The sequence below is a fragment of the Pedobacter gandavensis genome (assembly GCF_014172405.1).
GTDB lineage: Bacteria > Bacteroidota > Bacteroidia > Sphingobacteriales > Sphingobacteriaceae > Pedobacter > Pedobacter gandavensis.
Genome location: NZ_WNXC01000009.1, coordinates 123,437 through 140,064 on the forward strand (window position 1 = coordinate 123,437; position 16,628 = coordinate 140,064).

Consider the following 16,628-nt stretch of genomic DNA (forward strand, 5'->3'; position numbering starts at 1 on the left):
TAATCCCAGTAAACCTGGAAGTCCATAGCGCATAAAAACCCACCTGAGCAGGATAGCGGAATCGTAGGTTATGATTCTATCCTGCTCAGGTGGTTTAAATATTTATAGATTGCGCTTACTTATTTTTCAGTAAGTCACGGATTTCAGTAAGTAATACCTCTGTTGGTACCGGAGCTGGAGCAACCACTTCTTGTTTTCTCTTCATTTTATTGATGGCCTTTACCATTAAGAAAATGATCATAGCCAAAATAAGGAAATTGATCACTTCTGTCACGAAGTTTCCCCATGCAAAAACTGGCCCCATTTTCCTGGCATCCTCCAAAGAAGCCGCAGGGTTTGTGGCTACAAACTCTCTAACCTTATCACTCAGTGGGATATAGAAATTGGCAAATCCCTTATCGCCAATCAGCAAACTGATCGGAGGCATAATCAAGTCATTGACCATAGAAGTCACAATTTTGCCGAAAGCGCCTCCAATAATTACACCGACAGCCAGGTCAATCACATTGCCTTTGACTGCAAATTCCTTAAATTCTTTTACAAAGCTCATAAGTAGTATTAGTTTTAGATGTTAAACGTCCTAATAAAAGTAGTTAATTATTTTCAAAAACTGCACCTATTGCTGCTATTCCTTACTCTATTTATATCTTAACAGAATAAACACCATAAACTCAGGGCAAAAGAAACCTCTTTTTGAGCTGGATTAAAGAGATCGAAAGGAGAAGAATGAAAAATGTTTTAAGAAAACCTGATTTCCAAAACCCTTATTCCTACTAAATACACAATAATACTTTGTCTTGATAGTTTATATGTAAACCAAATTCGTATTTTTGGAACGGGTACTTAAATACCGCTTTGATAAAACATGCTTAAACAACATCTACAACAAAAATTACTTCAAAAGCTCTCCCCTCAGCAAATCCAATTTATTAAATTGCTGCAAGTACCTACTGTTGCATTAGATACCCGAATAAAAGAAGAATTGGAGGAAAATCCAGCGCTTGAAGATCCCAGCTTAATGATCGCTGAGGAGCCAAAAAGCGAATATGATGACCTTAATGATACTCCGGATGATTTTGATGCAAGTGCAAAGGAAGAAAATACGGATGAATTTAATGTAGATGATTATTTACAAGACGACAATGTAAACGATTATAGCACCTCTTATAACAATGACGATGATGAAGAAAAGAAAGAAACTCCGATAGCAATTGAGAGTACTTTCTTTGAAAGTCTGCAAGAACAACTGGATCTGGTTCCTTTGTCTGATCAGGATTTCATCATTGGAAAGCAAATTATTGGAAGTTTAGACGACGATGGTTATTTACGCAGGCCTATTACTTCCATGATTGATGACCTTGCATTTTCACAAAATGCCATGGTTGAAGAAGAAGATGTATTAGAAATGCTAAAGGTGATCCAAAGCTTTGACCCTCCGGGAATCGCAGCGAGAGACTTACAGGAATGTCTGACTTTACAGTTAAAGCGTAAAGACCCTGCTAATCCCATCATTCAGAAAGCCATTATCATCGTAGAAAACTACCTGGATGAATTTACCAGAAAACACTATGATAAGCTTGAAAAGGCTTTGGGACTGAATAGTGAGGACCTGAAAGAAATCATCGCAGAAATCCTACGCTTAAACCCTAAACCAGGAGATTCAAATCAAGTCACCACCAAGCAACTGCAAGTTATTCCGGATTTCCATGTCAGCAATAATGACGGCACTTTAATTCTGACGCTAAATTCAAAAAATGCACCAGAACTAAGGGTAAGCCGCTCTTATATCGACATGTTTGACCATTATGATAAAGCAGCGCAAAAAGATAAAAAATTAAAAGAAGCCGTTCAATTTGTAAAACAAAAGCTGGATTCCGCAAAATGGTTTATTGATGCCATTAAGCAGAGACAACAGACTTTGCTAAAAACGATGAACGCCATCATGCAATACCAATATGAGTACCTGTTGACTGGTGATGAACGTAAAATGCGTCCAATGATCTTAAAAGACATTGCTGATAAAATTGACATGGACATCTCTACCGTTTCCAGGGTAGCCAACTCAAAATACGTACAAACAGAATTCGGAACTTTTCTATTGAAATCATTCTTCTCTGAGGCGATCCAAACGGAAAGCGGTGAAGAAGTGTCTAATAAAGAAGTGAAGAAAATTCTTGAAGATTGTATTGGAAATGAGGACAAACGTAAGCCTTTAGCAGATGAAAAGCTAACGGAAATACTAAAAGAACAAGGTTATAATATTGCAAGAAGAACGGTTGCGAAATACAGGGAACAAATGAATATCCCGGTGGCCCGTTTAAGAAAAGAACTGTAAAATTAGATGGGGACTAAAAATCAGTCCCCATTCTTAATAAGTTTTCCAGTTTCTCATTGGCCACAATTAAGCTGGCGGTCAAATCCCTGTTATCTTTTCTCAAAGTATAAAGCTCAAAAGCTTTCTCAATGTTAATGCGCAGATCATCTTCCATCCATGGCTTTTGAATGTAACGATATACCTGCCCTTTATTAATCGCGTCAATTACCGCGTTAATATCTGCATAACCCGTTAACAGGATTCTAATCGGATCCGGAAAATCAGGAATAATAGATTCCAGAAATTCAATCCCCGTAGTCACAGGCATCCTTTGATCTGTTACAATCACATGAATGTCTTCCGCTTCTAAAACCTTCCTCCCCTCTACTGCCGAGTTTGCAATAAAAACATTGAATTTACGTCGGAAACTTGCTTTAAAAGCGTTGAGATTATGGACTTCATCATCAACATAGAGAACGTTTACGGAAGTATCAGAATTCATAAAATTTTTGCCTTTTTTTTGTTAAATATATTTCAATTATTATGAACAAAAAAACTATTTAAAGATTAAAATTATTTGCGGTTTTATTCTTAAATAATTACACAAATAGGCATTAAAATATCAGTAGAGGGCTATGCATTACAGAAATCATCAAATTATTAGTCCCATTCTTTTTCGGGTCAATATCAATCTCCAACCGATATTGACCCGAAATTCTCGTTCTGATCTTTAAGATAAGAGGCTTTGGCGGAATAAAAATTCCAACTGCTGATTCACAATCAATAATTTTTCCGTGAGCTCTCTGTTTTCTTTTCTCAGCGAATAGATCTCAAAAGCTTTTTCAATATTGATCCGCAGATCTTCAGCCATCCAGGGCTTCTGAATGTACTTATAAACTTGTCCCTTGTTGATCGCGTCAATCACAGCGTTAATATCTGCATACCCGGTGAGTAGGATTCTGATGGGCTCAGGAAAATCAGGAATAATCGACTCCAGGAATTCAATACCTGTCATCACAGGCATCCTTTGATCGGTAATGATCACGTGGATTAATTGCTTTTCCAGAATCTTTCTACCCTCTTCTGCCGACTCCGCAGTAAAGACATTAAACATTCTTCTAAATCCTGCTTTAAAAGAATTTAGATTGTGCGCTTCATCGTCTATGTACAGGACATTTATGGATGCGTTAGAATTCATCTTATGAATTTAATATATTTTTTTTAAATATATTGCTTTTATAAGGTTCAATGAACTAATTTGGTTGAAAATTTATAATAATAAAATATTTCGGTCCTGTTTTTTGTAACTGTAATCCATTGAATGATGCTCATTATTAGCGGGTAACGCCTTAATTAAAATTAACCTCTTCACAATAATAAAAATTATACTTTCATAATAACGGTGAAAAGTATAATTTTAATAGAATTTTTGTAATGATTAAAGGGTATATCTCATAGAACAAATGCAATTAGATAAAGAATTACGTCAACTTAAAAAAGAGCTAGCTTCACAAACAAAAAAGTATAGTGAAATCTATACGCCAACATTCTTTAGAATTCTAAATCCGGAAGACCAATCTTCGTTATTGAATTTGCTAAAAGAAAAACCACATATCCAGGTATTTGATAGCATTACAAATCAGCTTACGGATCTGGTTAAAGGGTTAAACCCAACATTAGTTCTAAGCAAGGAACAAATCGATGAACTTATAGTAAAACGTTTAAACGGTCTAGAGGCCGATACATATGGCGTATGGGTATATTATCCGTGGTTAGAGAAATTAGTACATATCCTGGATAAAGAAGAATTTATCCAGGTTCGTACCAATCGGAATAAACATAAAATCACACAGCAGGAACAAGACCTGTTGATGAAGAAAAAAATCGGTGTAATCGGTTTATCAGTAGGACAATCCGTATCCCTGACCCTAGCTATTGAACGTGGCTGTGGTGAGTTACGAATTGCGGATTTTGACCATTTGGACCTGACCAACCTGAACCGCATCCGAAGCGGCGTTCAAAATGTAGATTTACGAAAAACCGTTATTGTTGCCCGAGAAATTGCAGAAATAGATCCTTTTTTAAAAGTAACCTGTTTTCATGAAGGCATTACAGAGGAAAATATCGAAAGTTTCTTAACCGAAAACGGAAATCTGGATCTTTTAATCGACGAATGTGACGGGATTGACATCAAGATTCTTTGCAGAGTTAAAGCCAAAGCGCACCAAATCCCAGTCTTAATGGAGGCCAGCGACAGAGGCACGATCGACATTGAGCGATTTGACCTGGAGCCTAACCGTCCAATTTTACATGGATATATTGAGCACCTTGACATTTCAAAAGTAAAACACCTTAAAACCAACGAAGAGAAAATACCTTATATATTACCTATTGCAGGCGTAGAAACCCTATCCACCAGGATGAAGGCCTCTATGATTGAAATTCAACAAACCATCACCTCATGGCCCCAACTGGCCAGCGCTGTAACTTATGGTGGTGGAATCACAGCTGACCTATCCAGAAGAATCTTGCTACAGGAACTTTCTGTTTCGGGCAGATTTTTTGTTGACATTGAAGAGATCATTGCAAATCCAGTGGAAGCAGCTGATACCACAGCAACTCCACAGCCTGAAAAAGGAATCTCCTTTCCGGAGATGGAAGCAAAAACTGCTGACTTGAAACTGACTAAGCCAGAAAATGCCATTGCCTTAGACGGAGAACAACTAGACGAACTGATCTTAACCGCACAAAGAGGAAGCTCCGCGGGAAACAATCAACCTTGGAAATGGCTGTATAAAGATGGCGCTTTACTCCTTTTCCATGATAAAGAACGTTCTTTTTCTTTTGCCAACCACAAGAACATTGTGGCTTATGTTGGCTTCGGACTAACGCTGGAAAGCATCCGCTTGAAAGCCGATGCGCTGAACCTTCAGGTGCATGAGCAACTGTTTCCGGATCCTGAGCTGCCTGAACTGATTGCGGCATTGCAGTTTTCGAATACAAGCCCACAACATCAGAAAGATGGCTTGGCCAACTTCACTGACATTAGAAATACCAATAGAAATCAACCTAAGGTAATCAAGCCGATCCCCGCGGAAAATTTAGCGGAGATCAAAGCAGAAACAGAGCAGATTGATGGGGCTAAAATATATTTCATTGAAGATAAAAATGCCATTCAACAAGTCGCAAACATCATGGGAGAAGCGGATAAACTCCGTTTATACACCCCTACCGGCCATCATGAACTTTTCAACCTGGAACTGAGGTTTACTAAAGAAGAAAGTGAAAGAACTGGTGATGGATTAGACCTGGAATCCTTCGGCTTAACAGCAGGAGAAGCCATTGGTATGCGCATTGCAAAAGACCCAAAAGTGCTTGAGTTATTGAAAACCTGGAAAATGGGAACCGGACTGGAACGTCTTTCTAAAAAATCAGGTTTGGCTTCCTCGGCTATTGCCCTGATCACCATGCCTACTTATACTTCAAATGACTTCATCAAAGGAGGAAAAGCTGTGGAACGCATGTGGTTAACCGCTAACCGTGCAGGAATCTCCCTTCATCCAATGACCGCAAGCATACTACACTTTAACATCTTAAAATATGGGGACGGACTAAATCAGGACCTTTACCTTAAAGACAAGTTTTCTGAATTAAATGAGATTTTCTACAATTGCTTTTCGGAGGTCAATCAGCAGGAGGTAAGCGTTTTTCTATGTAGATTGTTCTACGCTGAAGCTGATGCAACACCTTCAAAACGATTGCCAATAGATAAAATATTCATGTCTAATTTAACCCAATAAATGGTAAAGTTCACCGCATTTAAAGCGACAGACAACGAAGCTTTATGCCATAAGTTTATAGATGGCCACAGAAAGGTATTAGAAATCTATGGCATCACCATGATTACATCGGCAAAACATGCCTGGATGCAACATGAAAACACTTACGTCATCCTGGTAGAATCTACCGAAGATGGAAGGGCATTAGGTGGCGCACGCATTCAGATTGCTGATGAAGATTTACCCTTACCAATTGAAGACGCAATTGGTAAACTAGATCCTAAAATATTTGATCAGCTTAAAGAAAGAAAGTTACTGAAAACGGGCGAGCTTTGCGGACTTTGGAACTCCAGAGAAATTGCAGGATTCGGGATTGGTAGTATCTTTTTAATCCGGGCCTCAGTGGCCTTGGCTTATACGCTTGGACTCCATAGTTTATTTGCACTTTGTGCTCCAGCCACGGTTAGAGGGGGAAAAAGAACTGGTTTTGATGTGAATATTGCCGTTGGAAACAATGGCCAATTCTACTACCCAAAGCTTGATTTAATTGCCACTGCCGTAATTATTGACAACGTTAGAACTTTAGAAAAAGCAGAGCCAACCATTAGAGAGCTTGTTTTTGACCTCATTGAAAATCCCGTACAAGTACGATCGGAAACTGGCCCTAAGGGAGATGTTGACATCATGTACGATTTAAAATACGACAAATAATGCAATACCTGAATAGCTTAAAAAAGATGCACCAGTTCTTTTGTTTGATCATGCTTTTCCTACTGATGAGCAGTGAGACAGAAGCACAAGTAATTCAATTGAATAGCACGGAAAATACCCAGATTAATATCAGTGACCAGGTTTCAACCTTTGAAGACCCTTCCGCTAAACTTTCATTGGAAGAGGTGATTAAGAAGGCTGAATTCAGACCTAATTACAATAAGATTGCCAATTTCGGACTTACAAAATCTCAAATTTGGATTAGGATTAAAATTGCCGACCCTAAAATGGCAAGTGATTATTACCTCCAATTGAAAAGCCCAAATCTGGATAAAGTTGTCTTTTATTATCCTGAAAAAGGACAATACAAAACGGTTAAATCAGGAAATGAAGTATCCATTCTCCTTCGGGATATTGTACATCAGGATCCTATTTTCAGACTGAGAACAACTTCAGATACCACCACTTACTACCTCAAAGTTGCGGCTTCCAGTCCGATTACACTCCCGCTTTTTATAGGTTCGTATTCCGTAATTATGCAAGGACTTGCCATGGAAAGCAATGTTTTTAGCTTGTACATGGGGCTAATCATTACCATGTTTTTATATAATATCTTTATATATTCCACAGTAAGAGATAGAAGCTATTTGTTTTATGTAGTCTATATTTTCAGCGTTGGCTTTACCCAATTGTGTTTACAGGGCTATGCTTTCTCCTTACTATGGGGAGATAACCCTTATTTAAACAACCAAGGGCTGGTATTCTCCATTGTTTTCGTCGGGATTACCTCTATTCTCTTTACCAAAGAATTTCTCCATGTAAAAAACTTCTATAAGAATGTAAATACTTACATGAATGTGCTGATTGTGCTGTATCTGATCTGTTTTGGAATCAGCCTTTCTGGTTATCCCGTGGCTGCGCAGATGGCCTTGCAATTGCTCACCATAGTGGCTTCCATTTCAGTAATCGTTACAGGTATTATTATCTACAGAAAAAAATACCGTCCGGCTTTATATTTTACCATTTCATGGTCTTGCTTTCTAATCGGAGTAATCATATTTATCTTAAAGGATGTTGGTATTCTTTCTTATACGTTTTTAACCAACAATGCCATATTAATTGGTTCTGGATTAGAAGCGGTATTGCTTTCCTTTGCTTTGGCCGATAAGATCAACATCTTCAAGAAAGAGAAGGAAGAATCACAATCAGAAGCACTGAGAATCCTGACTGAAAATGAAAAACTGGTACGCGAGCAAAACGTCCTGTTGGAAATCAAGGTTAAGGAAAGAACAGAAGCGTTGGAAAACATCAACACCAGTTTAAACGATGCCTTATCTAACCTAAAAGAGACCCAATCTCAATTGGTAGATTCTGAAAAAATGGCTTCTTTAGGTCAGCTCACAGCAGGTATTGCACATGAGATCAACAACCCGATCAACTTTGTGACCTCTAATATTAAGCCCCTTCAAATGGACATCGACGACTTGAATGAGTTGATCGATATGTATGAGAAAATTGACCCTGCACAGGACCTCAATTCGCAGCTTAGCACCATTGAAAACTTCAAAAGATCTATCGATCTTGATTTCGTTAGAGAAGAGATTAAATCTTTACTTTCAGGAATCGGAGAAGGTGCAAAACGAACTGCGGAAATCATCAGAAGTCTGAAGAATTTCAGCAGGCTGGATGAGAATGACACCAAGCCTGTAGACTTAAATGAAGGATTGGATTCTACCCTGGTTTTATTGAGAAGTACTTTCCCTGGCAATCTGCAGATTGTAAAGAATTATGGTACCTTACCAAAGGTAGAATGTATGCCTGGTAAAATTAATCAGGTATTTATGAACCTCATCAGCAATGCGATTCAAGCCATCAAAGGAAAAGAATCACCCGCTGCCGAAGAACTACTCAGCATCAATACCTGGCAAGAAGGAGAAGAAGTGAAAATAAGTATTAAAGATTCAGGATCAGGTATGTCTGAAGAAGTAAAACAGAAGATCTTCGAACCCTTTTTCACAACTAAAGACGTTGGTGAAGGTACCGGTTTAGGGCTATCAATCGTATTTAGGATCATTGAAAATCACCAAGGCCACATAGATGTTGTGACAAAAGTAAATCAAGGTACAGAATTTATTATTACCTTACCCCTAATCTCACGATAATAGACTTTATTATGAATGCCACAACTATACGTGTTCTGTATATTGATGATGAAGAAAATAACTTAAACGCTTTCAAAGCAAGTTTTAGACGGCAGTATGAAATTTACACCGCCATATCTGCTGACGAAGGATTAAAAATCCTTGAAAACGTTGCAGTACAAGTGATTATTGCGGATCAGAAGATGCCGAATATTACGGGTGTAGAGTTTTTCAAGAGCATCAAAAATACGTTTCCAGACCCTACCAGAATTTTATTAACAGGATACACTGATATTGAAGCCCTGGCAGACGCAATCAACCATGGGGATATTTACCGGTATATCACCAAACCATGGAATGATCTGGAGCTGCACAACTCCATTAAAAACGCCTATGATGCTTATAAAGCAAAGATAGATTTACGGAATAAGGTTGCTGAATTGGAAAAAACCAATGATGAACTAAACCGCTTTATATACAGTATCTCACATGAGTTAAGGGCGCCCTTGGTTTCTACCATGGGCATTGTGAATCTCGTAAAAATGGAAGGCCTTTTTAATTCGAGCGGAGAATATTGGGGACTGATAGAAACCTGCTCCAACAGGCTGGATTATTACATCCAGAAAACGCTGCAATACTATAAGAATAACAAAACAGTCTCTGAACATACAGAAATAGATTTCAAAAAACTGGTTGCTGATCTGATTGAACTTTACGCCTATACCGACAAAGACATGCAGTTTAATGTCAATATCGTTCAGGATGAGCAATTCTTTGGAGATGCCTTCCGAATTGAAGTGATCTTAGGCAACCTGATTTCCAATGCGATCAAGTATCAAAAAGAAACAGAACTGAATAAGAATGTAAACATTTCGGTAGAAGTTCAGCCTACGCAAGTTCATATTTCAATTAATGACAATGGAATGGGCATTCTGAATGAACATTTGGAAAAAATATTCTTGCAATTCTTTAAAAGTAAGATTAACCATGGAAGTGGCTTGGGTCTTTTCATCGTAAAAGAAGCATTAAATAAAATCAACGGGAAGATTACAGTAAGTTCAAATGCTATAGAAGGTACCACCTTTAAAATCACGATTCCAAATGTTAAATAAACTAAGAAAAGTTATGCTAATTGATGACAATGAGGTTGATTTAAAAATCAACTCCAAGATCATCACCATTACTAAGTTATTTGATGAAATCATCCTTTGCCAATCCGGAGAAGAGGCGCTGAATTACCTCAGCAGGAATAAGAACGATGATGATAAAATCCCGGATTTCATTTTATTGGACATTCAGATGCCGGAAATGGATGGCTTTGAATTCCTGGAAATCTATAAAGGATTACCTAAATCTATCACAGAAAAATGTATAGTGGCTATCCTATCATCGACACTTGACTTTGGAGATATCAAAAAAGCAGAAGCAAATCCACATGTAGTCCGGTTATTCCGGAAACCATTATTTCCAAAAGAACTGGAAGAAGAATTAAAAAAACACCTATAAAAAGAAAGGGCTTCCAATTTGGAAGCCCTTTCTTTTTATAGGTTAAACATGGTTTAAACCAATCCTGAAATTTCTACCATTTCATTTACGTCAGCGTCATAATCAACACCTGCTACGTCAAAACCAAATAGGTTTAAGAAATCCTTTTTATAACCAGCAAGATCGCCAATTGCAGGAAGTGATTCTGTAGTTGCTTCTGACCATAAAGTAGCAATTTGCGCCTGAACGTCATCACGCATCTCTAAATCGTCTACACGGATTCTTCCTTTATCATCAGTTAATACTTCAGCACCTGTATATAAACGATCCTTGAATAAACGTTGGATTTGCTCAATACAACCTTCATGAATGCCTTCTGCTTTCATAATTTTGTACAATAAAGAAATATACAATGGAATCACTGGAATTGCAGAGCTCGCCTGAGTAACTAAGGCCTTGTTTACCGATACATAAGCTTTTCCGTTGATGTCTTTTAGTTTCTCCGCAATTTCGAATGCTGTAGCCTCTAAATGATCTTTAGCACGACCGATTGTACCTTTACGGTAAACCGCTTCTGTTAGTGTTGGGCCGATATAAGAATAAGCAACTGTAGTTGCACCAGGTGCAAGTAAATTTGCAGCTTTCAATTCATCGATCCACATCGCCCAGTCTTCACCACCCATTACGGCAATTGTATTTTCAATATCATCACCGCCAGCTGGCTGAATAGAGATATCAGAAACGATACCAGTATGAAAATCTACTGTTTTATTGGTATAAACTTCACCGATTGGTTTCAATACAGAATTGTGTACTACACCAGTTACCGGATGAACTCTTTTTGGAGAAGCTAAACTGTAAATCACAAGATCAATTTGTCCAAGGTCAGCTTTGATCAGTTCCAAAGTTTTTTCTTTGATCTCTTTTGAGAAAGCATCACCATTGATACTTTTAGCATATAAACCAGCCTCATGAGCTTGTGCTTCAAATGCAGCAGTATTGTACCAACCCGCAGAAGCAGTTTTTCCTGGTGCTGGTGGTTTCTCAAAATATACACCAATGGTAGATGCATTAGATCCAAAAGCACTAGTAATTCTTGACGATAAACCAAAACCGGTTGATGCGCCAATTACCAGGACTTTTTTAGGGCCATCAATAGGTCCTTTAGATTTCACGTAATTGATCTGGTTTAACACGTTTTGTGCGCATCCTTCAGGATGAGCAGTCAGGCAGATAAACCCACGAATTTTAGGTGCAATAATCATATTTATTCTCTTTATACTTTTTTTCTGTAAAATTCCGCCAAGCGGTTCTTGTTAAATTATTCAGCAAACATAATTAAAACAAAATAAGTATGCCAGTTCTGGCGAAAATTGGTTAGAAAAACAAAAAACCTACGCCAACAAGCCCAGGCCAAAACCTATCTTTCAAACCAACTCCCTTAAAATAACAAACAAAACCCTTTAAACGCAAATCCAGCAACACAATCTAATCACCATGGTTGTGAATTGCGTTTTTACACAGTTTGTGTAAAAAGAAAGAAATTTAAATTTATCTTCGTTTAATTTTAATTAACACTTGACAATGAAGAAAAACATCCTATTCGCTGCATTATTATGTGGCGTACTCCTTTCTTGCAAAAAGAAAAGCTTCACAGAAGAACCAATCCCCCCTACCCTTCCTCCAACTGAATTGGGTTATTCTAAATTGACAACCGAACAAAACAAACAAGCACTAGAGCAAAATGGGCTTGATTTCATAAAAAAGATCAACACTTTACCGGATGAAAAATTCATCACTTTAATTGAGCGTCTGGGTGATTTAGACCTGGAAGCCTTAAGTAATACCATTATTGGTCGTGAATTAGAAACTATTGCTTTCGCTGGTAAAAACAAACAGGTAGAGAAATTATTCTCTGCGGTGACCACCAATAACGTTGCTAAAACCCATAATTTAAGTGAATATTACGGAATCTACAACTGGGATCTTCAAAAAAAGGAATGGACTAAAACACCTTCTACCAGTAAATTTGAAGTGCATTACCCAAGTACAGCAACCAGCAATACCAATGACGCCTTGCTAACCGTAAGTTACACCGCTTCTAAAGCAACAATCTCCGCGGATGGCGAAGCTTATGAACTGCCAGCTGCAACAAATGTTTCCTTATCTGTTAGCGGAAAAGAAGAATTGAAACTGACAGGTCTTTATGAGTACAAAATAAATGGCACAGCAGATGCAACACCAACAAAAGCAGATATAAGACTAAATTTAGGGAGCTTCCAATTGGTCGTAACTGCCGAAAATGACACTAAAGTATTGACCAGTAGAGTCACCTTAGCTAAAGACAGCAAAGAACTATTAAACTTAGTGAGTACCGCAAATCTTAATGGAAGTTATCCTAACCTTGAGGATTTAGAGACCCCAGCAGAAGTAATTAAAGATGCGAATATGACTTTCGATGTCATGAACATCCGACTAACCGGTCAGGCAAACATCAAAATTATTCAAGATGACTATGATGCAAATGATATGCTTCCTGAAAAAGAATCCAGAGAGAAACAAGTGGCAACCATGAACAAAAACTCTTCTTTATTTGCGGTCTACAAAGATAAAAACGAGATTTTTGCAAAGAACGAATTTGTGATGGTATCAGATACCTATACTTATACTGATTACAATCCTGCAACAGGTAAATGGGAGCCTGTTACGCGTACCTATTATGATTTAGAACCACGTCTGGTATTTAATGACGAGTCAAAAATGAGCCTAAAAACTTTCTTTGGTAAAGGATTTACCAAGTTCATTGATGAATTTGAAATTTTTACCAAGAAATTCTAAAAGAAACAAGGACCATGATTCTATAGATCATGAACAAAACAACAAGGCCGGTTTTCTAAAGAACCGGCCTTGTTGTTTCTATAGCTACCTGGCAATCATCCTATAGATTTTTGAGGAATATCCACACCATACCCCTACTCCGGGGCCATTAATATTCGTTGCCAATGCTTTAGCACTGCCGGCCAAAGGATTCGAACCGTTCATCAATTCATCCTGTAAACTCTTCCAAAAAACATACCCGCTGGCAGGAACCGCCGACAATTTAACCAAGACCGTATCTCCTGCCTCATAATAAGGATCGTGCTTGGAGGTTAGGTTATTTGCAGCCCCCCTGTTTACCTGCATTTCTAACATTTTGCCATTGAAAAACAAATCGTCATGATTGGCCATCAAAGTTGGTGTAAACACGGTCTCCTTTTCCAGTTTAGAATAAAGCCTGTAATAATTCACCTCATTTGGGGCATCCATAATCTGCACATTCAACTGCCTTTTATTTTTCGGTTTCTCTACAAACCAGAGACTGTCGATACTTACCGGATTTGGGATTTCAGTTTCCGCGGTCAGTGTGTTTCCTGCATATTCGACTTTCAGACTGTATTTACCCCCAACTTTACCTCTTAAACTTGTCCCTCTGTACAGAAAATAAGGAAAGTATCGTTTATCTGTTGTGGCGGTCAGCACTTCCGTTTCAGTACCATTGCTAACCGTGACTTTCGCGTAACGAATAATCACTTCTGCCAATTGTGCAGAATCTACGGCCGTAAAAAAAGGAAGGTTATGGGTCAGAATTACATAGGGAAAATCACCTTCTTCAATCCAGCCTTCTACCACAAACTTTGGCTTATAAAGCCCTGGATTTACCTCCTTTTTACAAGCATAAAACAAGGAAATCAATCCGATCCATAACAGCGTATTTCGAAAACTCATCATTTGAAAACTATTTTATAATTTATGGAAGGAAGAATCGGTAGCAAAGCGATAGACTTCTCCCGTATAGACACTTTCCCCGTGTTTAAACTACCTCTGGCAACGTAAAAATTGAATATGGGATTTTTACGGCTGTACACATTATACACCGATACAGACAAGAAGCTTTGGTACATTCCTTTGACCGGAAATTGATGGGTAGCCGATAAATCCATACGGTGATAAGTAGGCATCCGCGCAGCATTATATGCTCCATATTCATTGATTACATTGCCTGCAATGAGATATCTGCTGATTGGTTTCGTATAGGCATTACCTGTTGCCAACGTGAACAAGGCCGATAAAGACCAGTTGGCTCGCAAACGATAATTGGACACCACAGTCAAATCATGCGTCCTGTCGTATTTAAACGGAAAAGCATACCCTTCATTAAGCCCTTCAAAAGTCCGGTCGGATTTAGAAATCGTATAACTGACATGTCCCGTAAACTTCCCTTTCGTTTTTTTTAAATAAAACTCCGAGCCATAACTACTCCCTTTTCCAAGAAAAACATGGTCTTCAATTTTCACACTATTTGATAAATTCATCAATCCGCCAGAAAACTCCACTATATTTTTCATGTCTCTGAGGTATAGATCCACATATCCTTCAAACCCTGCATCTGCCCATTCCTTAAAAATCCCTAAGCTATATTGATGACCTTTTTCCGGTGGAATCTCCGAAATTGAAGGAATCCAGAAGTCGCTGGGGAAGTTGGATGCCGAAATTGGAATCAGGTGTATCGTTTGTACGTTCCGCGAATACGCAAACTTTAATGCGGTGCTGCGATTCAAATGATACTTTACCGTTAAGCCAGGCTCCATAAAAAAGGTATCACTTACCGTTTTTCCACGCGCAACCGAGCCAACCATTCCATTAGAAGCGGTGGTACTATAAGGTCCCTTATGGCGATAATAAGTCATTCTTAAACCCGCATAAACACTTAACCGATCAGAAAATTTGAAATCATCACTCAGGAAAGCAGCTGTTTCATCAGCTAAATAAGTATTCGGCTTTCCATAATCAAACTCCATGAAGTTATTTCTAGAGGAAGGTGTATTGGGCACAAATTTATGTTGAATCATACTTAACCCTGCTTTCAGCTGATGAGCTCCAAAATATGCCTTTAAAGTGGAGCTATAGTTAAAGTCGGTAATTGCCGAATGAACACCAACCTCCAGTCCCTCTTGCTTCAAGCCGAAACTAAAACGATAACCGCTATAACTAGCCACCGTCTCCAGGTTCAGTTTATTAGAAATCATCCGATTCCATTTTAAAGAAGCGGCAATATTTTGCCATTTCATTCCGTTAGCGATATTAAACCGGATCATATCCAGGCCAAAATCATCACCGCCAATATAAAACGCAGCAAATAGCTTGTCTTTTTCTGTTAAGGCCACAGCCGTGGAAAAATTCAGGTCGTAGAAATCATAACTCAGCTTATTTCCGGAATCCTCGTCAGTGCTGAATTTGTTGACAATCGGCCAAACCGAATAATTCATAAAAGTTTTCCGCATCGTAGTAGCGATAGACCACTTACTGGTAATCGGGATTTTGAGGTTTACTTTAGCTGCCAATACGCTCAATTCCCCATCCATCAACAAGGAATCTGCAATCTGCTGGTCGCTTTGTATATCGACTACTGAGGATAAACGACCACCGTATTCCGCAGGGATACCCGATTTATAAAACTTAACCTGTCCTACAGCATCGCTGTTAAACACGGAGAAAAAGCCCAATAAATGTGAAGGGTTATAAATCACAGCATGGTTAAAAAGCACGAGGTTTTGTCCGGAACCACCGCCACGAACAAATAATCCTGCATTTCCTTCCCCACCATTTGCGCTTCCAGGCAAGGTCTGAATGGTTTTAATCACATCATTTACCCCCAAAAAACCTGGTGCTTTCTCCAAATCTACCTGCTTCAACAAGGAGAAATTATTTAGGTTACTTTGCATCACAGAGGCTTTATTTCTACTGATGGTCACCTCTTTTAATTCTGAGATTGCTGCTACATAAAAAGTCTGGGTTTCATCCTGCTGAAGCAGAACAGAGAAGCTCTTTTCCTGAAAGCCCGAATGGCTGATTAGTACCTGATGCTCCCCTTTTTCGACTGCAATTGTAAAATATCCATTTTCATCACTCGTTACCTTTTTATCAACCGCTTTAAAATAGACAATCGCCCCAGAAACCGGCATTTTACTGGCCTCAGCCTTTACCAAACCTGATAAAAATACTTTTTGGGCCACAGCAGAGCAACTCAGTAATAGGAACAGACTTGCGAGAAGCGATTTGAGCATAAATATTAAAAATGGGATTGCGCGTTATTCAATTGTAAATAACGGCATTATTAAACAATTTCAGCCTCATTTAAGGAAAATAAATCAAGATACA

13 protein-coding genes are annotated in these 16,628 nt (G+C 38.4%); 7 read left to right on the forward strand and 6 right to left on the reverse strand.

Features of this window, described 5'->3' with window-relative positions:
• Positions 1–115: 115 nt before the first annotated feature.
• The gene (mscL, locus tag GM920_RS20650) at positions 116–550 is read right to left on the reverse strand and encodes a large conductance mechanosensitive channel protein MscL (protein ID WP_182961050.1); all 435 of its coding nucleotides are present in this window, start codon (positions 548–550) and stop codon (positions 116–118) included.
• A 315-nt stretch (positions 551–865) separates the two neighbouring features.
• Here mscL and rpoN point away from each other — a divergent pair, with 315 nt between their 5' ends.
• The gene (gene rpoN / locus GM920_RS20655) at positions 866–2,335 is read left to right on the forward strand and encodes an RNA polymerase factor sigma-54 (protein ID WP_182961051.1); all 1,470 of its coding nucleotides are present in this window, start codon (positions 866–868) and stop codon (positions 2,333–2,335) included.
• A gap of 13 nt (positions 2,336–2,348) precedes the next feature.
• On the opposite strand, the gene GM920_RS20660 is transcribed toward rpoN, so the two are convergent.
• Positions 2,349–2,816, reverse strand: a complete 468-nt coding sequence (locus GM920_RS20660) for a response regulator (protein ID WP_182961052.1) — start codon at positions 2,814–2,816, stop codon at positions 2,349–2,351.
• Between the two features lie 228 nt (positions 2,817–3,044).
• The gene (locus GM920_RS20665) at positions 3,045–3,512 is read right to left on the reverse strand and encodes a response regulator (protein ID WP_182961053.1); all 468 of its coding nucleotides are present in this window, start codon (positions 3,510–3,512) and stop codon (positions 3,045–3,047) included.
• 265 nt (positions 3,513–3,777) lie between these two features.
• Here GM920_RS20665 and GM920_RS20670 point away from each other — a divergent pair, with 265 nt between their 5' ends.
• From GM920_RS20670 to GM920_RS20690, 5 genes are read left to right on the forward strand one after another with little or no spacing between them, the layout of a single operon-like run.
• Positions 3,778–6,114, forward strand: a complete 2,337-nt coding sequence (locus GM920_RS20670) for an Rv1355c family protein (RefSeq protein WP_182961055.1) — start codon at positions 3,778–3,780, stop codon at positions 6,112–6,114.
• Positions 6,115–6,804 carry a hypothetical protein gene (locus GM920_RS20675; protein WP_182961057.1) on the forward strand — a complete coding sequence of 230 codons (690 nt, stop codon included), beginning with the start codon at positions 6,115–6,117 and terminating at the stop codon, positions 6,802–6,804.
• Positions 6,804–8,966 carry a sensor histidine kinase gene (locus GM920_RS20680; RefSeq protein WP_182961059.1) on the forward strand — a complete coding sequence of 721 codons (2,163 nt, stop codon included), beginning with the start codon at positions 6,804–6,806 and terminating at the stop codon, positions 8,964–8,966. The genes GM920_RS20675 and GM920_RS20680 overlap by 1 nt, the downstream gene beginning before the upstream one ends.
• A gap of 11 nt (positions 8,967–8,977) precedes the next feature.
• Positions 8,978–10,057: a hybrid sensor histidine kinase/response regulator gene (locus tag GM920_RS20685; RefSeq protein WP_182961061.1), complete on the forward strand. Its 1,080-nt coding sequence runs from the start codon at positions 8,978–8,980 to the stop codon at positions 10,055–10,057.
• Positions 10,047–10,451 carry a response regulator gene (locus GM920_RS20690; RefSeq protein ID WP_182961062.1) on the forward strand — a complete coding sequence of 135 codons (405 nt, stop codon included), beginning with the start codon at positions 10,047–10,049 and terminating at the stop codon, positions 10,449–10,451. Before GM920_RS20685 ends, GM920_RS20690 begins: the two co-directional genes overlap by 11 nt.
• Before the next feature lie 53 nt (positions 10,452–10,504).
• Here GM920_RS20690 and fabV read toward each other — a convergent pair whose 3' ends face one another.
• Positions 10,505–11,695 (reverse strand): enoyl-ACP reductase FabV, encoded by a 1,191-nt coding sequence (fabV, locus tag GM920_RS20695; protein WP_182961064.1) that lies wholly within the window; start codon positions 11,693–11,695, stop codon positions 10,505–10,507.
• 319 nt (positions 11,696–12,014) lie between these two features.
• Here fabV and GM920_RS20700 point away from each other — a divergent pair, with 319 nt between their 5' ends.
• Positions 12,015–13,268 (forward strand): hypothetical protein, encoded by a 1,254-nt coding sequence (locus GM920_RS20700; protein ID WP_182961066.1) that lies wholly within the window; start codon positions 12,015–12,017, stop codon positions 13,266–13,268.
• 84 nt (positions 13,269–13,352) lie between these two features.
• Here GM920_RS20700 and GM920_RS20705 read toward each other — a convergent pair whose 3' ends face one another.
• Together GM920_RS20705 and GM920_RS20710 are read right to left on the reverse strand one after the other, a co-directional pair.
• A complete protein-coding gene (locus GM920_RS20705; protein ID WP_182961068.1) occupies positions 13,353–14,198 on the reverse strand; it encodes a DUF4249 domain-containing protein in 846 nt (281 codons plus the stop codon).
• Positions 14,195–16,534 carry a TonB-dependent receptor gene (locus GM920_RS20710; protein WP_182961070.1) on the reverse strand — a complete coding sequence of 780 codons (2,340 nt, stop codon included), beginning with the start codon at positions 16,532–16,534 and terminating at the stop codon, positions 14,195–14,197. The genes GM920_RS20705 and GM920_RS20710 overlap by 4 nt, the downstream gene beginning before the upstream one ends.
• Positions 16,535–16,628: the final 94 nt, after the last annotated feature.